At 39.4% G+C, this 19053-nt stretch carries 14 protein-coding genes; all 14 read right to left on the bottom strand.

What is annotated here, in order from left to right; genetic code table 11:
- Window positions 1-991: 991 nt before the first annotated feature.
- Complete coding sequence (locus VZF35_RS17365) at window positions 992-2353, bottom strand: hypothetical protein (protein ID WP_407306895.1); 1362 nt, start codon at window positions 2351-2353, stop codon at window positions 992-994.
- A 270-nt stretch (window positions 2354-2623) separates the two neighbouring features.
- Complete coding sequence (locus tag VZF35_RS17360; RefSeq protein ID WP_407306893.1) at window positions 2624-3721, bottom strand: glycosyltransferase family 2 protein; 1098 nt, start codon at window positions 3719-3721, stop codon at window positions 2624-2626.
- A gap of 87 nt (window positions 3722-3808) precedes the next feature.
- A complete protein-coding gene (locus VZF35_RS17355) occupies window positions 3809-4996 on the bottom strand; it encodes an O-antigen ligase family protein (RefSeq protein WP_407314678.1) in 1188 nt (395 codons plus the stop codon).
- Between the two features lie 48 nt (window positions 4997-5044).
- Window positions 5045-5239 carry a glycosyltransferase family A protein gene (locus VZF35_RS17350; protein WP_407314676.1) on the bottom strand — a complete coding sequence of 65 codons (195 nt, stop codon included), beginning with the start codon at window positions 5237-5239 and terminating at the stop codon, window positions 5045-5047.
- A 62-nt stretch (window positions 5240-5301) separates the two neighbouring features.
- Complete coding sequence (locus VZF35_RS17345; protein WP_407306891.1) at window positions 5302-5916, bottom strand: glycosyltransferase; 615 nt, start codon at window positions 5914-5916, stop codon at window positions 5302-5304.
- On the bottom strand, window positions 5913-6554 hold the full coding sequence (locus VZF35_RS17340) for a glycosyltransferase (RefSeq protein WP_407306889.1): 642 nt from the start codon (window positions 6552-6554) through the stop codon (window positions 5913-5915). The genes VZF35_RS17345 and VZF35_RS17340 overlap by 4 nt, the downstream gene beginning before the upstream one ends.
- Window positions 6555-6855: 301 nt before the next feature.
- A complete protein-coding gene (locus VZF35_RS17335; RefSeq protein WP_407306887.1) occupies window positions 6856-7923 on the bottom strand; it encodes a glycosyltransferase family 4 protein in 1068 nt (355 codons plus the stop codon).
- Window positions 7924-8208: 285 nt separating this feature from the next.
- The gene (locus VZF35_RS17330) at window positions 8209-9600 is read right to left on the bottom strand and encodes a sugar transferase (protein WP_407306885.1); all 1392 of its coding nucleotides are present in this window, start codon (window positions 9598-9600) and stop codon (window positions 8209-8211) included.
- A gap of 293 nt (window positions 9601-9893) precedes the next feature.
- On the bottom strand, window positions 9894-10691 hold the full coding sequence (locus tag VZF35_RS17325) for a tyrosine-protein phosphatase (RefSeq protein WP_407306883.1): 798 nt from the start codon (window positions 10689-10691) through the stop codon (window positions 9894-9896).
- Window positions 10692-10855: 164 nt separating this feature from the next.
- Entirely contained in the window at window positions 10856-11566 is a 711-nt protein-coding gene (locus VZF35_RS17320; protein WP_407306882.1) for a CpsD/CapB family tyrosine-protein kinase, read from the bottom strand.
- 19 nt (window positions 11567-11585) lie between these two features.
- Window positions 11586-12284 carry a YveK family protein gene (locus tag VZF35_RS17315; protein WP_407306880.1) on the bottom strand — a complete coding sequence of 233 codons (699 nt, stop codon included), beginning with the start codon at window positions 12282-12284 and terminating at the stop codon, window positions 11586-11588.
- Window positions 12285-12356: 72 nt separating this feature from the next.
- Window positions 12357-13853, bottom strand: coding sequence for a cell wall-binding repeat-containing protein (locus VZF35_RS17310; RefSeq protein WP_407306878.1), 1497 nt, complete (start codon window positions 13851-13853; stop codon window positions 12357-12359).
- Window positions 13854-14167: 314 nt separating this feature from the next.
- Window positions 14168-17104: a cell wall-binding repeat-containing protein gene (locus VZF35_RS17305; RefSeq protein ID WP_407306876.1), complete on the bottom strand. Its 2937-nt coding sequence runs from the start codon at window positions 17102-17104 to the stop codon at window positions 14168-14170.
- 566 nt (window positions 17105-17670) lie between these two features.
- A complete protein-coding gene (locus VZF35_RS17300; RefSeq protein WP_407306874.1) occupies window positions 17671-18945 on the bottom strand; it encodes an Rne/Rng family ribonuclease in 1275 nt (424 codons plus the stop codon).
- Window positions 18946-19053: the final 108 nt, after the last annotated feature.

The raw sequence follows: 19053 nt of genomic DNA, 5'->3' as shown, positions 1-19053 counted from the left end.
TATGATTTTCAGCTATCATTTTGCGTTGCTTGGATGCTATAAGTGCCTTGTTGCTGATCCGGACCACATAGCTCTTCTTCAGTTTCGGTTTTTTAGCTGGACACTAGTCTATCAGGTTACAACTCTCACAGGATTCCGATGGGAAATGGGCTATAATCTGGCTTCCTTTCTCAACAGCATATTTAGGTTGAATGCCCTTAGGACAGCTTTTGATGATTTTGGTGTTGTCATCTATGTCAAACTCACAGACTGCTATATTACTTTTGGTTCTTTCCCAGTAATAATCAGTGAAGTTGATCCTAGTACCATTCTCTTCTTTTGTACCGGCAGTTTTTTTAGAGTAATAACAGCCGTCGACGTAAAGTTCTTCGCAATCAGTATTGTTTTTGATCTCAGAAAGTCTCTCTTTAAGAAGCTCGACATCACTGGCAATGTTGGTAGGACCTTGTCGTCAGTCATGAGATGAAAGGGATTCTCCTTTGAGCAGGTTTCTGGTATTAAACAGGGATGGCTGATTATGAATGATATTTTCTCTAAACATGGCAATTACCACCGCTTACATAACTTTATGGTATAATTACTTGAATTATTTTCTATTTATTCGTAAATAAACCACACTTTGCGTTAGGTGGAGTAAATAATATGGGTTTTTGCACTAAAATCAATGTTAAATTAAAATCCTGTTCAGCTCTCCCACGCATAGCGTGGGGCTTATTTAGTAAATTCTATGCGAATTCGGCTAAAAATCTCCCTGGATTTTTTTCCGTCCCCAACCTGTCAGCGGCTTCTATATGACATACTAGATTGTTGATTTTTACTTCCGCTAACTCACCTACCAGCGCAGAATTTATATTGCCATATAATAAGAACAAATCTGTTTTTTCTTAGTAGTATTTTCTCAATTGCTCCCAGCATGGCTCCCAGCATCTTTCCGCTAATGCTGCTAAAGATGCCAATCCTAAATTAACACCCATTTACAACTTCAAATTAGTCAAAATAAGTCTTCAAATTGTTTCACTATATTCTTATAATTAAACCTTTCAATATAATCGTAATTCGGATTAAATGCTAACTTTCCGCTATCAGTGAACTCATTATATTTTGTTAAAATAAATTGTTTCAGAAGTTGATAATCCACCTCATCATTCACTTCCTCATAGCAAACACCAATCTTAGCTTCGTGAATCATCTCTTTAAGGGTACAGTTTGGCAAATTTCCAGATATTGCACACAGTATAGGTCTATCCATCATAATATACTCAAAAAATTTACCTGTAATAACGCCAGTACTACCAACATTGTTCCAAGATGCTAGCAGCAAAATATCAGCGTGTCTCTGCACCTCCAAAGACTGTTCGCGAGAAATTACACCGCAGACAGTTGTATTATTTTCTAAGTTATACTTGCCGATCTGCTGAAGAAAACACGCCTCTGACGCACCTGCATAAACAAATGATACTTTATCTATCTCCATTAATTCCTCATTAATAAGTTCACGAATACATCTAAAAACTGCCGTTAAATCTCTTTTTCCTTCATATAGTGAGCCAACATATGCAAAAATTAATTTGTCATGATAAGTATTATTTGTAGCTAATATATCAGTAACATCCTCCCGATCATATCCATTTGTAATAATGTGTTTATTAGGATAGTTTTCAAGGAACAATTCGTTCATACAACCTTTTGAGACAGCTACAACTGCATCTGCACTTTTTGTAACCCGCTGTGCATAGATTCTTGCATAATGTCTGAATCCCAAGGGAGTAAATATATTAAGAACAGGATCTCTAAAGTCAGCAATCCAGCGGATACTCGGATATAATTTTTTAATCCATTTTGCAACTAAGTGGCTGGACAAGGGTCCATATGTAGAAATAATATAGGAATAATCACTTAAATCGACAGTCCTAAGATATCGTATAGCACCATGCTTAAACGCCATAGTATTAGCATACTCTATTAAATAATATGCTAATAGTTTAAATTGTACCTTTATTTGATTATTATTTCTGAGTACACTATTATGTTGACTATCAGCAGAATTCATTTTTATGCGTCTATTATGCCTATTCACTAATAGACAATATACAAACCTTCCAATCCTATTATTATCAATTCGCACTATATTAGCTTTATCTATTACGTCTTTTTTGAGTATTTCGTCTTCATAATCTTTGTTATACTCATTTGCAATTACCAGTATTTCATATTTACCATCCTTATTGAGATACTTGGTTATCTTGGACATACGAACGGCTGCTATTATATTCTCTGGTGCATAATATTCACTTATTATTATAATCTTCTTTCTGTTACCCTTCCCCTTAATATCCCCACTATTATTATTCATTTAGATTTCCCCTTTGTTTTGCATAAACGAATGAAACAAAGAAATACAGAACTATTGTCATTATCCCATATCTGCAGTTAACTGTTTTTTGTGCTTCAGCAAATACAAATAAGCAGTAAATTCAAACATAAGATAGCTCCTGAAAATGCGTGTTCGACAATACCCGGGTGGTACCAGCCCACTAGCAAGCAAAGAGAGTTTATTTTTTAAATTTTCCTAATAGATAATAACGCTAATAATAAATAATTAGTGCTATATTCCATATCTTTATTAAGGCATTTTATTTTTCACTTCCTTATTGTTTGAATAGTAATTATGTTTAAGAAAGTAATTCGTAAGCGTTTTCTTAGCTCTAACCAACCAACAATAAAAAAGTGATGATCGATAGAATAATTTTATTTTAAACATACTAATTATACTATTACCTTTAAAATTACTCATACGGTGATATAAATTCTCTCGCAATCCTGGATATTCATTATCCAGTTGACAGTTTAAAACCTCAATGGTTTGTTTCTTAGGAAACTTACTTTCCATTGATAAATAATCAGCGCACGATACATAGTTATAAATATAATTACTAATAATAGAATCGTTTGTAATGCAATCAATAACCTCTCTTAATTCCTCTAGTTTTAAACTTTTGAAATACTCACCAATTCTCAGCATTGCGTTAATTACATCGAATCTTTTAATGTCAAACGAATTGGACATTGAACCAATACGCCGAACATAATATGTAAGGACTTCTTGTTTAAAACTTACCTTTTTAGCCTGTGAAAGAGCTTTATAAGTAAATTCTTGATCTTCACCATTTGCGCATCCTTCTGTATACTTTAAATTATGATTTAACAACCATTGCCTTTTATAAACCGCACTTCCCGTACAAATCCAAAACTGTTTTTCTAGTATGATTTTTTTAAGTACTTTTATTCCACTAATCTGATTGCCAAAGCTCTTATAATTATCAAAAAAACCTGATAATTTTACACTATCTTCATTAACTATATCAAATCCCCAGCATATAATTTCTGGTTCCTCGTTTTTGATCGTATCTACAACTTTCTTAACTAATTGACTCGAAATATAATCATCTGCATCTAAAAACAAGATATAATCACCAGATGATGCGGCAAGGCCTCTATTCCTTGCCGTACTAACCCCTCCACTTGGTGTTAAAATAACTTTGTAATTTTGAATGCCATTCCTTTTTAATTCATTATCGGCAAAAGAATGTGTCTCGTCTATTGAACCATCATCTATAACGATGACCTCAAAATCTATGTAATTCTGACAACCCAATGACTTAATACTTCTCGCTAAATAAGCCACAGCATTATGTGCAGGGATTACAACAGATAGATACATTGACCGACCCCCAATAAATCTTATTCTATCCTTTTAGTATTTATCTTTTGGTGTTCAATTTACCGAACATTAAATTTAAATTACATTTCACTCATAACTCAATTTTAAATCTTGTAAATGTAAATTATAGCTATAATTTACAATCACCATTAGTAATGGTAGAGAAATCATTGAACAAAAGTAAGTGTAAAACATATTAAAAAAAGCATTAAACCCCCAAATTACGAATATCAAAATTTTAAGGAGGAAAGGAATCTGTAGCCGATATAATAAACCTCTAAAAACAGCTTTAATGCTATAAAGATAGAGTAACAATCCTAAAAGTCCAAAAGTCGTCAAAATTTGTATAAAATCATTATGAGCCCATATATAAGAGCCAGTTATCCTAGCATTAACATCGTATACAAAGTTGAACCCATTTCCGAAGAGTTGATGTATAATACCAGAGTTTAAATAAGCCTCTAAATCGGCCCTCCAAAAAACAGAACGCCCGCTAGTTACTGTTCCCCAAAAATCATAATAGCTGTTACTTGTGTAAGACGTTGCTAGTATTTTGGATTGCGTCGCACTATATGCTATTAAGGAAACTGCAAGGAATGCTATAGGAACTATGGTTAAATAAAACATTGAACGTTTTGGACAAAATATATACCAAATTATTATAAACATTAATAGGCCTACGCCTAAATAAGTCCTTGACCCCCCCATATAAAAACAAAACATTGGCAATATCGTATATATAATATGCCTTTTTCTTTTGTAAGCAATCATTGCAAAAAGTACAAGTGTCATTATCCCCAAAGCAGTAGGGGCTAATCTAAATATATTTTCAGCAAAAGAGGTAAAGTATCGCTCGCCACCCCAATCAATTTTGTAAGAAGACGGAAGAGGAATAGATATCAATACTATCAAATTCCAAACTCGAATTAAGTTAATTATAAATTTTTTATCGTTTAATAAATATTTAATTATGGATTCTTGATTCTTCACTACATACAGACTATATAAAACCCAGAATACAAAATAGAACAAATCGTTAAGGTTGTATAGAGGGAATTCTGTAAAGAATAAAGCAAAAACATGAAAAATTATGAGTAATATAAAAATAAGCATCTCCTTATATATGGCTTTTTTATTAAGAATCAAAAACAAAAGCAATACCATTGAAACGCCAAATAGTATCTTATTTATAGCATCTAAATAGACCTGAAATATGGTAGTAAGAGTAAATAATAATAACAACCTAAATAATAAAACTTGTATATTAATCTTCATCAATCGTTATTCTCCCTATTCATAATAACCCAAAGATAGCATATTAAATTAGTTACTATTTCGACCATCGTTCCTGGTATCCGATAACCCGCCATTAGTTTTATGCATGGCTTTAATCCTATTATTAACCAATGTATACTTATCACATTTCGCACCGCTCGAATCCTGCGAACCATCGTGGACTAATAATATATCCAAGTTTTTATGTGTCTGATTCATTACACTTCTAATGCACCTAGCAATATAATTTTACTATATTATTACATTAAATACAGGTATTATCACACTTACCGTCAATCTCATATTTACATTCCTAATTCTTTATTAGAACCGTTAATAAGCTTTACGTAAACTTTAATAATATCTTTGATATATTTTTCGCCTTGGAATTCTTCTTTTGCAAAGTTGAGTGCATTTAAGCAAAGTTTTTCATAAGTTTTCTTATCTACTTGTGAAACCATTTTCATCTTCCTTAATAATTCCTCTCCATTGCCTGCTTTGAATAAATATCCATTATACCCATCAATAATCATTTCTGGCAATCCCCCATTGCTACTAGCGATAACCGGAACGCCTTTTGCTAGGGTTTCCATTACAGTGTATGGACCATTTTCATACCATTCTGAAGGGACTACCACACACTTTGCTTTCCTGATCAGATGGTCCATTTGTTCTCTCTCTTTAAAGCCAAGTAATTGGATTCTGTTCTCTAAATTATTTTGCTTCAAATAATCCTCAATTTCTCCAAATTGAGGCCCATTGCCAGCTATCTTAAGTACTGCCGAACCGGGCATTTTGGAAAATGCCTTAATAAGAGTCAGGATGCCTTTTTCAAACGATAAACGACCAAAAAACAAGAAATAATCCTCTCGATCCAAATTGATTCTAAACTCAGTTGAATATGGTAGAAAATTAATCATATGCTTAATGGGACTATTCGTAAAATTGGTTTGAAGGAGTTTTTTCTGTAAAACTCTGAAGGAGTAATATAGAAATCCACCTTATAGTAAGTCTTTCGCCACTTATAAAAGTAAGTCTCGATTACTCCAAGTAAACTTTTTAATTTGGATTTCTTAATGCAATTACGTTTTACACAATTTAGGTAGTTACCCGTTAAACAATCCTCACAAACACCATTGGGCGAAAGCATTACATAATTAGGACAAGCACAAATTAAATCATGCATTGTGAAAACCACTGGAATGTCGTATTTATGAGCAACATCAATAACAGATAATGTAATTTGTCGATGAACGTTACTCAAATGAATGATATCCGGCTTTTCGTCCAAAATTAATTCTTCAAATTTCTTTTTAGCCTCAAACGAATATATCAACTTAACACTAATTTTAATTATCTGTAAAAAATTATGCTTTTTGTTATAATCAACTTCTTCAACGAAATATTTACTTTGTTCACATGGGAAATTCATTTCATGTTTCATCGAAAAAAATACGACCTTATGTCCTTCCGCCTTAAGCCCATCAGCGAGAGCAAAATAATAACTTTCAGCTCCGCCTTTTAAATAGTGAAATTTATTTACGAGAAGTACTTTCATATCTGCTCATCTTTCTTTTGAATTAACGTTACGTTTTTAGTTCAAAAGATAAGAATATGATTAATCTTTTGAACCTAAAAAAGCTTCGTTCACATTAACTTATCTGATATTATTTGGCGCCCAAAATGCCATCTACCACCAAAGAAATCCTCCATATGTAAATTAATTTCATAAAGTGTTTTTCCAAAAGAACAACCACTATATATAGTGGCGTTTAACAGATTATTAACTATATATAGCACTAACAATTCGACTTTTAGGTATTATGAAATTGATTCATGTATAATGATTACTACGCTGTCTATTTTGCATATAGCCGAAGTGTCTCACGAACAATAACATCCCAATTATATTTTCCAATGATAAAACTACTTGCCTCTTTCTTAAATACTTCCACTATTTCCACATTGTCTATAAGCCATTGAAGCTTATCCCGTAAATCGTCTACATTACTCTTTTTAAAGCTCACAGCTTTATCTTCTATAATCTCTGTGCATTCAGCAATATCGCTTACAACACAGCAATTGCCGTAGCTCATAGCTTCCAACAGACTTAGTGGCATACCCTCAACATCACTTGGAAGAACATAAAGATATGAATTACTGTAGAGTTCCTCCAGTTCTTCGCCCTGTACGAAATCAGTAATTATTATACGTCTATCTTCAGCAGCCTTTCTTTTGATTTCCATTATATAACCATCCGTATGGCTGCTCCCACCTACAATCACCAGTTTCAACGATGTATTTAATTCTCGATAGGCATCAATCAAATAATGTAAACCTTTTTCTGGAACTACTCTTGCTAAAAACAGTATATACGTGTCCTTCTGAAGTCCCCATTTTTGAGAAATTATATTAGTACCCCGCTTTACAGGTTTGCTGATTCCGTTTGGAATGAACTCAACTTTCCTTCCATGTTCATCCATGAAATATTGCTTCATATTCTTTGAAAGTACGACTATTTTATCGGCATACTTAGCGGCTATTTTCTCTCCAAATCTTAAATACTTTACGGCAAAACCTCCCCATTTAGCTCTCTGCCAATCGAGACCGTGTATTGTTGCGACGGTCCGAATACCACAAAGATGCGGAAGCCATAACATTGCGCATGGACCCTCTGCATGGAAATGAATGCAATCATAATGACCGAACAATGCCCGAAATGTTGCCAGTACAGAGTATATAAACGCATTTAAATTTCCATTCCGAAAAGTGGGAATGACTAAGATTTTAATTCCTTTATATTCAGAGAGATTACCGTTTGACTTTCCCTCAAAACTTTTACCTGAAACATGATGCCCTTTTCTATTATAAGCATCAACTTCATTCCCTGCAGCGACCATTCGAGTAGAGAGTTCTTCAACGACCACCTCTACACCCCCCTCTCTAGAAGGGATACGTTTGTGTCCCAACATTGCTATCCTCATGTGTTGCACCCCATAAATTTAATATCTAGCGTGTTTTTCTTTAAGACTCTTACATATTTCAAATTCTGATTATTGAATTTAATTCTTCGTATGATTCTCTTATTTAATAAAAACCCTTAAAACATACTATATATAGTTTTTATCTCTTTAGGACAGTCGACATTCATTAGTACTTACTTAATTTATTGTTAAATTTAATGTTATTTTTAATGATGCAAAGCAGTTATGCTAACTCGCACCCTTCCTCCCCAATACCACCGGCACCGTCTTCACCAAGATAGCCATATCCATCCACAATGACCACCGCTCCACATACTCCGCATCCATTTCCATCCACTCTTCAAAGTCCACTTCATTCCGACCACTAATCTGCCAGATACATGTAATCCCCGGCTTGACTGCTAACCGCTTCCGATGCTTCGGATCATACAAATTAACTTCACTTGGCAATGGTGGGCGTGGCCCGACTAAACTCATCTCGCCTGTGAACACATTCCATAGTTGAGGCAATTCATCCAGGCTTGTTTTTCGCAGCAACTTTCCTATTTGAGTAACCCGTGGGTCATTGGTGATTTTAAACACTGGCCCACTCATTTCATTAAGATGAGCCAATTCCGACTTTAACGCTTCTGCATTCACGACCATTGATCTGAATTTATACATTTTAAAAATGCGACCATTTAAGCCCACCCTTTCTTGACCAAATAAGACTGAACCTTCAGATGATACCTTGATAGCAAGCACAATCAGCAGTAGAATCGGACTAATAAGTAGAAGACCAATGCCTGAGATGATTACATCCATGCTTCTCTTAATAAGCTCATGCCAGGGCTTCCTTGGACGGCTATCATAAGCAACCATCGGCAGTCCATTGAAATCAATGGGTCTGCTTCTTGCGATTTTAGCAACAATATCATCAAGTAAAATCGTTACCGTTTTTCCCATGAGATCTAATAATTCCAGACAATCCTTTATCCGCTCATCTGACAAAGGGGCTGTGACAACTGTTATGTCCACGATCTTCAGTGCTAAGACCGTTTGCAGATTTGAATAATCACCTAAATACGGTATTTCCAAGCCATTCCGTTTGGGAGCCAAGTAACCGACCAATTTGTAACCCAACTGCGGGTTTGCTTTCACTTTATCTAAGTATGTACGGGCAGCTTTGCCGCTGCCAAGGATAAGCACATAACGAGTATTTCTCCCGATTGAACGCCAGGCTTGCAGTATCAATCGAACCATTAAATGTTCGGTCAAAGTAAGACATAGTGCTATAGCCTCGAAATAAAATACAAAACGGTTATGCATCAAGGTGGGCTGATACAACATAACGGAGGTAACTGTTACAGCAAAGGTTACTGCATGTGCTTTAAAGATCTGCTTTGTTTCCAGACTTGCTGACATAAACCTCCTGGATTGGTAAACTCGATGAACTTTAGAACTGACAATCCAGCCTAAGATATAAACCAAAAAGATAAGAAAGTATTGTTCCCAAATCTTACCATAAATAGCGTTCTTATATCGATAAAGCTCAACGGTAAAGAAAAAGCCTAAACCGATAATTATTAAATCTACCATCTGTGAAATATCATCTAAAATTGTCCCGAATTCTCTGAGCACATGCTCTCCCCCTCTTGGAGATGAAACTCTGTTCAAAATGATTAAATGTATTCGTTAAAATTAACCGTAGACCCAACCGCATGAGTCTACGGTCCTAGTACATACGTACTATTACTGTAATTTCGCCATTTAAAAAAAATATCCTTCAAGTAAAGGATATTTTTTTACTAATATTACAATTAAAATTAATCAATCCTCTAAGGAAAAGACGTCTTGTAATATTTTATTCTAACTATAGTTGTTTAAAATTCTATTTTTCCTTAGATTACGATGCAAACATTAAGAGTTCGACACTATTTTCTAAATAAATCCCAAAATCTACGTTTTCCTTTAATATTTTCGATTATTTTCAGTTCATAATCTCCATTAGTCATTATGATTTCTCTCTCAAGAATCCTTTGCGGGTTCTTGACAGCGACTTCTTCGAACGTTTCTTCGTCTAAAAGTTGCCTCACTCTCTGGAGTGCCTCTCGATCGACAGATTCATTTTGGGAAACACGATGGGCATCGGAGCCTAAAAAATGGATTAAATGACTGTTTAACATTGTTTCCGCAAGTCGCTTCGACTGAGGGCCATATCGTCCACTTAAACTTCTTAAATCTAGTTGAAAGAGGATTCCCTTATTTGCCCACTCGACAAGACGTTCCGGCTCATGGAATAATTCTCGATATCTCTCCGGATGGGCAAGCACCGGAGTCAGTCCCTCAACCTGTAGCTCAAAAAAAACTTGGTCGACATAGTGGGGTATCTCCAGCATTGGAAGCTCAACGAGGATATAGTTTCCTGTGTTTGCTAAAGTCAGCAGCTTCCCTGCTCGTACCCACTTGGCCATGTCTGGAAAGATGTAGTTTTCTGCACCAGGGAAGATTTTTACAGGAATACCCGCCTCGGCGATTGCTTGGCGCACTTGTTCTACTGCAGTTAAGATTTCTTCAGCACGCAGGAAATCTGTCCCTTCAATGACGTGGGGAGTGGCTATGAGGGTTTCTAACCCTGCTACTTGGAGCTGACGAACTATTCCCAACGTCTCTTCCAAAGTTTTAGACCCGTCGTCTAATCCAGGTAGGATATGGCAATGAATATCAATCATCTTGAACTCTCCTAAAGATTAATTAGGTTTAAATTTAATTAATGACAAGTACCTATCAGACACCGCGCAAGAGTATGAATCTGAAAAGTAAATCAATGCTCATTCTGATTTAGCAAAAAAGCGATCCCTTCCATTATTTCTTTGGAGGAGAATCGCTTTTTTCATCAACGAGCTTTCTGACGTTTATGCTTTTTCTTAGGATCATCCGAACCATGGTAATAGTAGTAATAATAATATTCACTCGTTTTGAGGTCCGCTTTGTTGAGCACGGCTCCGAGAATCTTGGCACCTACTTTATCCAACTGTTCTTTCGCTCGAAGTGCATAATCTTTGTTTACTTCGCCTGAAGCCAATACTAAGATGACCCCATCGACTTCTTGGGCTAAGATGGCAGCATCTGTCACTGCCACGATGGGCGGGGTATCAATAAGGACGATGTCAAATTGCTCACTGGCTTCTTCAATCAAACGCTTCATTCGCTTCGATCCAACAAGCTCCGCTGGATTAGGAGGTATAGGACCGCCTGTGAGTACCAATAGCCCAGAGACACTCGTTTCTCTAACATAGTTTCGGTACTCTTGATCTTGAACTAACGCGACGGATAGACCCTGAACGTTAGCCAATCCAAAGAGCTTATGCTGAGTGGGATTACGCAAATCAGCGTCTATCACCAGGACGGTCTTCCCAGTCTGAGCAATGCTTACCGCAAGGTTGGCAACGGTGGACGATTTACCTTCTCTTGGACCAGCGCTTGTGATCATGATCTTCTTAGTCTCGGAATCCACACTTGTGAACTGAACGTTCGTGCGAAGGGTTCTGAAAGCCTCTGAGATCGGAGATTTCGATTGTTCTACAGTAATTAATGAATATGCCAAAGAAATCTTCCCCTCTTACTTATCCTTGTTTTCCAATGTCATAGTTTGGAATCACACCTAATACCGGAATCCCGAGAAGAGTCTCTACATCATTCGAAGTCTTGACGGTGTTATCCAGATATTCGAGCAGGAAAACCAAGCCCACCGAGGCCATCAGCCCCACTACGAAGGCAATCAATACATTAAGCTTCTTATTCGGTTTGACAGGAATGTCTGGAGTTACAGCTTTATCAACAATACTGACACTGTCCACTTTTTTAATCTCGATAACGGCTTTGGAAAACTCTTGGGCCATGGTGTTGGCAATAGAGGCCGCTAATTCAGGGTCGGTATTGCTCACCTGAATTTCAAGAATTTCTGTGGTCTTCACTTGGTCAATGGAGATCAATTTATCCAGCTCGTCGGCAGTCAGCGGCAGATTTAAATCCTTGATGACATTTTCCTCAACGGTTCTGCTTTGGGCAATGGTAGCATATGTCTTAGCCAATTGCTGATTAGCCAATAGGACGTTATTATCCAGCATTTGCGCTGCAGCTTGGCCTTCCTCAGATGCTTTCTTTCCAACGATCAGAGTCGTGGACGCCTGATAGGAGGGTTTTATAATAAAAAAGCTAATAATTCCGCTTGTAAGTGCCGCTATGAGAGGTATTGCCACTACGATAAGCCATCGTTTGCGCAGAATCTCCCAGTACTGCCTTAAATCTATTTCTTCTTCCATTGTCACCCTCCCAAATCAGTCCTCGTAAAAACTTGTTAGACTATTTACTTTTCTATTGGAGCTCACGAAAATCTAGTTTTTAAATTTCAAAGTAACCGTTAACGTACCTGCGGATGTCCCATCTTTCAAAAGTTGACCTACCAGAGTTTTTGTTGTGTAAATAAGTCGGAATTCCCCCAGGGTTACCTTACTCTGAATTTGTCCGCCAGTGATTAAATCCCCAATCGTCACGTCTTTCTCTACCCCTGCTGCCAAGGGAATATTCTGGACATTATTCAGCACTTTAAATTGAAGAGTGCAATCCTGATCCGCAGTCAGACCAAATCCGAGAACTGTTACTGAATCATCCAACCCTGAAAGATCAATAACTGCACCATTGTTAAATGTTCCCAATGAATTCGCCGGATCGGTATTGACTTTCAGATTGCTGACAGTCACAGTGCTCGGCATTGTAGGAGCCGTTGGAGTTGGCGCTGACGAAGCCCCTCCGCCTGCCGAGGGAACCGCTGACGCCGCAGGCGGAGTCGGTGAATTCGAGACCTCGTTCGAAATATCTGTTAAAGACCCTAATACGTTATCTGGTACAACGGCCGCTCCTCCAAGAGCAACGATCTCTTGCAAGTTATTTTGTTTTAAGAAATCCTTCATCGCAGCTGACCAGTCGCTTTGACTTAAAAGGATCGGGGAATTAGTGAGCGAAGCGAGTGATACTCCGGAAAGAGCATCAACAAACGTATCTCCATTTGCCACATAAACCTTATCATAATGAATGTCTTTGGCAAATCCTTTTAACACTTCAAGGTTCGTATCAAATTTCGTTACACCGAAATAGCGATGAACTGTCCCCGGAAGTGCTTCTTTAATTGCCTCTCCGACAACTGCAGTTCCGCCAATGACATAGGAATCTGTAATTCCAGGATGTTCATTTAAAAACTCCTTGATTGAAGGAGGCAAGGCATCATGTGTTGTGGCCAAAATCGGGATTTCCAATGCCGCTGCAATTGAAGAAACAGACAAAGCATCTACCGGGGCCATCCATCCTGCAGTTACGACTACCTTTGTCACATCCGTCCCCAGGGATACCATTTCCTTCGCGATGTTTGCCGATGTTTCATATTGATCGATCCCGCCGAGTGGAACCGGTGTAATCCCTAATGCTTTAATTTCTTCAATTGCCGAAGCTTTAATCACTGCCGTACCGCTGGTTATGTAGACCTTCTTCGGTTTAAGACGCTCAAGTTCTGCTTTCGTAAAGGAATTTAAATCTTGCCCGCTGTCTGTTAAAAGAATCGGAGCCTTTAACTTAGCTGCTAACGGGCCGGCCGAGAGCGCATCCACAAGGGCACTGTTTATTCCTGAGGAAAGAACAACGTTGTCCGTTGATCCTGTCCAACCTCTTTGGGCGATAAGTGCCGCTGTCTCGTACTGGTCAACTCCGCCAATTCTGGTCGGGATACTTGAAGTATTTGTAGTGGCTGCATTCGCGCTAACAGGAGCAAGGGTTGAAGACAGCAAAACGATAACTGCCATGCAAGCCTTTAACAAGGTTTGCTTTGTTCTTGGGTTCATTGATTTGACCCCCTCTTTTTACTCTTCCGTTGTTTCGAGGTAAGACAATAACTATTTATTCAGAGTCTTTGCTTAAAGGAGATCTCTGAGTTTATTCGACATGACAATGAGCTTTCCTGCATAAAGATTCATATTCTGTTAAATCCCAGCGTATCTTAAGCGAATACTCGGTTCATCGACTCAGAAGAACCCGCTACTTTTTTAGCGGGTTCTTCCGATAGGGAAAACTCTTTATCGTCGCCTGAGCTAACCTGCTGCCATGAAAGATACTTTAAGTTATCAAGTTAGGAAAATAAGCGCCGGTCCAAGTATTCTCAAGAGCCTTTAACAACCGTATATGTCTTGGTGGTTCCGTTCGCATTGGTTAAAGTTAGATACACTGTGTTTGGACTTGTCATAACTAGCTCTAGTAAAGCGCCATAATCGACGGCATTGCTTATATTCACCGTGAGGGCAGCTTGGTAGATGGCAGCACAATCAAGATAGACGAGATCTTTATTACCCGCAGGCAATCCATCAACCGCATTGAACAGCGCTGTAAAGTTAATCGCTAAGTAAATGGCATTTTTATTATTAGAAACTCTTAAAGCACTAAAAAGTTGCTGAAAATCAATGTTGCTGAAAAATTCATTCATTTTATTACTGTTATTTAGCGTTTCGACTGCAGCTGCAGAATTTGCGCTTGTTCCTGATAATAAATCTGCTGCAGTCACATTAACACCAGTTGGTATGGCGTTAGTAACGATATTACTGATGCTCGTTTGGGTATTCGCGTCAGCTGCAGCGTAAATACCTGGCAGATTAAGGGCCTGATAAAATGGATTTGCTGCGCTGGTGTTCTTAGCTTGGCTAAGAATATCAGCCATGGCATTGTATACATTTTCTTTGTTACTGGTTGTCATACCTTGGGCAGCTGTTAAGAGGGCTCCGAAGTTTACCGCGCCAAAAATTTGAGAGCTGGAAATTTGAGTTGCCTTGAGGGCATTCAGAGTTTGGATGAGGCTTAAGTTTAAAGCATTACTTGCGGAGAAAATATCATTGCCTGAGGCAGAATTAGACAAATTCCAGGTACCCAAATCATAATCTACGCCTGATCTCGTCACTTTGATTTTCATGGTTGAATTTTGATTAACTTTAACATTGGGTTCTTTGAATAAACCGGGAGTAATAGTAATGGTTTTAGTGGTATCATTGTCAACAATGCTGGCTGTCGCCCCTGATCTTGAACTGGTGATGGAAGTTACAGAAGGCGCTTGAGTTGTAACAGTCTGGCCTCCCGTTACGGTACTGCCGCCCACAGACGCGCTGCCTGCCCCGGGGGCTACATAAGTCGTAGCTGGAGATTGTTCAATGGTTGTTCCACTAGAATTAATTGTCACGCTGTTAATGGAACCCGAGCCGGTGACATTGGTTGCAGCATTTAATGTCATGGTCGTGACCGATGCTGCTGAGTCCATACTTACAGCAGTGCTGGGAGCGGTACTCGCAACCGTTATAGAATTGACCGTACCACCATGAACATTCACCTGAGCCGTCGCTTGGATGTTAAGTTGTCCGATATTACCAGAGCTCATAGTGACGGTGGGATTGCTCACCCCGTCAGGAATTGTCAGCGTTGAGACAGTACCGCCAGTAACGTTGACAGAACTCCCCGTGGCACTTTGCCCTAACGAAAGAGTTGATACAGTTCCATTCGGAACCGTGATCGTAACTCCGGGAGCATCTAAGGTGACACTGGTAAAATCCCCCTCAAGATCAATGTCATTGTCTGTACCTGTAAAGGTAGTCACTGTGACCTGACCGAAGGCTGAATTTGAGCTCGAATCGTTCTCCAAGGTAACTCCTGATTGCAGTTGAACGTTCGGAATGCTCGTATTTCCTCCCGCAACAATCCGAACACGACCGTCTTGCCTAATGACGATTAAAGTACCCGTTAAAGTCGAATTCGTAAGGTGAATGCTGTTCTGTCCCCCGCCTCTGACAGTTGTCTGACCTGAAACAGTGACATTATCCAAATAGACATCTCCATCTCCAACCGAGGCGGAGATCTCCAGATTCCCGCTAATACTTAAATTTTGCAGGTGGACTCCTTGAGCAGTGATCTGAGCATCACCCGATACAGTTTGTACTCCGGAAGTAGGACCATACGTTGAATTTGCTGTATCATAATAGGTTACTGGTGTACCGGGGTTTCCGCCGGGGCCGCCGGAGTAGCCTCCTCCACCTCCGCCGCCAGTAGCTGGAGCTGGAGCTGGAGCTGGAGCTGTATAAACGATACCTGTCCGTACAACTTCTGGAACTACTGCTATCCCACCCAAGGCAGTGACGATGCTTTTCGCAGAGAGTTTGCTGCTGACATATGTTGTGCCCTCATTGGCTTCTCCGTTCGTAAGTACAATTCCGGCGTTGTACTTTGCGGCAAGAGGCGCTCCAGCTAATGCGTCAATAGCCGTTTCGCCATTGGCTATAAAGACATGATCATACTTTAGTACGCTGTCAAAAGCTTTAAGAACAGCAAGATTTGTATCATAGGCTGTGTTGCCAAACTGACGTACAGCGCTGGGAAGCTGAGCTTTGACGGCATCGCTGATCACGCCTGTTCCGCCAATAACATCCGTTGTTTTCACACTCGTGTTATTTGACAAGAAGTCTTGCACACTTGAAGGGATTGAGTCTTTCTCTGTTAGGAGGATCGGCTCAGTTTGAGCAGAAGCAATGGAGGCGATGGAGAGCGCATCTTGATTCTTCCATCCATAGGCAACTGCTGCTTTACTTACGCTGGCTCCGAGCGACACCATTTTCTCGGCGATATTTGCTGATGTAGCAAAACGATCAACTCCGCCCAAGGAGACTACTGTAATGCCCATAGCTGTTAACTGATCAAGGACCGCTTGGCTGATGACACCCGTTCCGCTGGTGACATAAACCGTCTTAACCTGTAGTTTGGTGAGTTCTGCCTGAGTATCAGGATTCAGAGTGTCCCCTGCTTCTGTTAAAAGGATCGGTGCTTTAAGGAAGGTAGCGAGGGGGCCGGCTGTCAACGCATCCACCATGCCGTAGGATGTGGACGACGCCAGAATTGCTGTACCCGACCACCCTGTTTGTTCGGCGATTTGAACTGCAGTCTGTGCGGCAGTATTTCCACCGATACGTGTTGGGACGGTACTCTCTGCAAGGACATTTAAGGGGACCAAAGTAAGGGCCATACCAGCAATAGCTAATGAAGCTATCGCTTTTTTAATGCTTCTCATTCAGTGAATTTCTCCTCTCAACTCTCTTCTTGTTCGTATTTTATATTGGATTAACGATAACTAGTTCTATCCTTCACTGGACGCCGCGCAGCCGTCCCTCACCCCCTTAATTCAGAAAAATGCTTTTGAAAACTATCCAAAAGCATTCAAAGTATACTTCTAAGTGTCTCAACTAAGATCTTATGTCGAAGCATTTATTAGTTTTAAAGCGAACTGAAAATGATAATATTAACTCCAATTTATATGTACTAAGTTCTATTCTTTGTGAAAACAAATTTTCCTGCTTGTTTTGCAACATTTTTAAATTATCCAGACTAGATTTATATTTTTAAGATAATTAAAATCATCAAATTAAGATTATATCTGTCATTTATTTTAAATAATCGACTGAAAACGATATTTTACTACATTATTGGCAATTAGAAAACGAGAACTTTATACAACTATTAGCCTTTCCAAAGTTGAAGTGCGGTCGGACTTCCATATGCAAAGAAGCGGTCAACAATTGAAGGGTCTAACATTGAGAAAATGAGACTATTTGAGCAAAATAAAAAGAGGCCGAAGCCTCATTTTTCAATCATGTATGTCCGCCCGCTTCCATCACAGGCCGGGCAAGGGGACGTGTACCTCACTGCTAAGGTCTGTCCTACTTTCTTGCGAGTCATTTCCACCAGTCCCAGTTGAGTCAATCCTAAAACTTGGGACTTCGTCCTGTCCTTAGAGCAGGCCGATTCTAAGGCCTCGATCACTTGCTGCTGATCCTCTTTCGACGTCATGTCGATAAAATCAATCACAATAATACCACCCAAATTTCTCAGCCGCAGCTGACGGCCTATCTCCCGAGCCGCTTCAAGGTTTGTATGAACGACCGTCTCTTCCAGAGAACGTTGTCCGACATATTTTCCCGTATTCACGTCAATCACAATTAAAGCTTCCGTCTGTTGGATGACCAGATATCCGCCGCTTTTTAACCAGACCTTAGAGCGCAAGGCTTTGCGTATTCCATCGTCCACTCCGTATTTGACGAAGAGGTCCTCATCCGAGACGACAAAAATTCGCTTAGCGGCCGGATGTTCAATTTCCATCAAAGCCTGACGCAAGGTTCGAGCGACATCCTCCTGATCAACCGTAATCTTTTCCACATCCTGATCGATCCAATCCCGTAGTAAGCGTGAAACCAGATCGACATCCTTATGTACTAAACCAGGCACTGAAACATGTGGAATCCTAGGCTGCAACGTGCGCCACATTTCAGTCAGCTGGGCAATATCTTCTGCAATTTCCTCTCCATCAATTCCTTCAGCAAGGGTACGAATAATCACGCCCATCCCCTCGGGCTTAGCCTTCTCAGCCAAATCCCGTAATCTCTCTCGTTCATGGTCATCTTGGATCTTCCGAGAGATACCGATATAGCTGACCTGAGGAAGAAGGACAACATAGCGTCCTGGCAGCGTAAGGTTAACGCTTATCCGCGCTCCCTTTGCTCCAACCGGTTCTTTGTTAATCTGAACGACAAGTTCTTGACGTGGTTTAAGAATGTGCTCAATCCGATCCTGAAGAACCGGAGAATTCTTTTCATCATCTTCAAAACGAGAGGGAACAGCATCCCCGACGTAGAGAAAGGCATTCTTATCCAAACCAATATCCACAAAGGCTGCCTGCATCCCCGGCAGAACGTTCTCCACTCGGCCCCGATAAATATTCCCCACCAAATGAGACGAACCACCCTCTTCTTCGAAGACTTCCATCAATTCCCCCTGCTCAAACACAGCCGCCCGAATCTTATGGGACTGGCTTTGGAGAACAAGTTCCTTTTTGCAAGTCGAGTTCTCAAGCTTCATACGGATTTATACACCTCCTATAAGAACCTGCGTTACAATGCCCACCTCATGATATTATGCGCACTTTATCATAGAGCTTCGCATTTGTAAATGCGAAGTTCCAGTTAA

It is taken from the genome of Desulfosporosinus paludis, assembly GCF_045689965.1.
Classification (GTDB): domain Bacteria; phylum Bacillota; class Desulfitobacteriia; order Desulfitobacteriales; family Desulfitobacteriaceae; genus Desulfosporosinus; species Desulfosporosinus paludis.
The sequence above is the reverse complement of the archived record's forward strand: the minus strand, read 5'-3'. Positions and strand labels throughout refer to the sequence as shown.

Excerpts from the sequence above, each read along its gene's own strand:
- VZF35_RS17345 (WP_407306891.1), bottom strand. The coding sequence starts at position 5,916 with ATGATTAATTTTCTACCATATTCAACTGAGTTTAGAATCAATTTGGAT.
- VZF35_RS17300 (WP_407306874.1), bottom strand. The coding sequence starts at position 18,945 with ATGAAGCTTGAGAACTCGACTTGCAAAAAGGAACTTGTTCTCCAAAGC.
- VZF35_RS17325 (WP_407306883.1), bottom strand. The coding sequence starts at position 10,691 with ATGATTGATATTCATTGCCATATCCTACCTGGATTAGACGACGGGTCT.
- VZF35_RS17360 (WP_407306893.1), bottom strand. The coding sequence starts at position 3,721 with ATGTATCTATCTGTTGTAATCCCTGCACATAATGCTGTGGCTTATTTA.
- VZF35_RS17305 (WP_407306876.1), bottom strand. The coding sequence starts at position 17,104 with ATGAGAAGCATTAAAAAAGCGATAGCTTCATTAGCTATTGCTGGTATG.
- VZF35_RS17315 (WP_407306880.1), bottom strand. The coding sequence starts at position 12,284 with ATGGAAGAAGAAATAGATTTAAGGCAGTACTGGGAGATTCTGCGCAAA.
- VZF35_RS17365 (WP_407306895.1), bottom strand. The coding sequence starts at position 2,353 with ATGAATAATAATAGTGGGGATATTAAGGGGAAGGGTAACAGAAAGAAG.
- VZF35_RS17340 (WP_407306889.1), bottom strand. The coding sequence starts at position 6,554 with ATGAAAGTACTTCTCGTAAATAAATTTCACTATTTAAAAGGCGGAGCT.
- VZF35_RS17355 (WP_407314678.1), bottom strand. The coding sequence starts at position 4,996 with ATGAAGATTAATATACAAGTTTTATTATTTAGGTTGTTATTATTATTT.
- VZF35_RS17310 (WP_407306878.1), bottom strand. The coding sequence starts at position 13,853 with ATGAACCCAAGAACAAAGCAAACCTTGTTAAAGGCTTGCATGGCAGTT.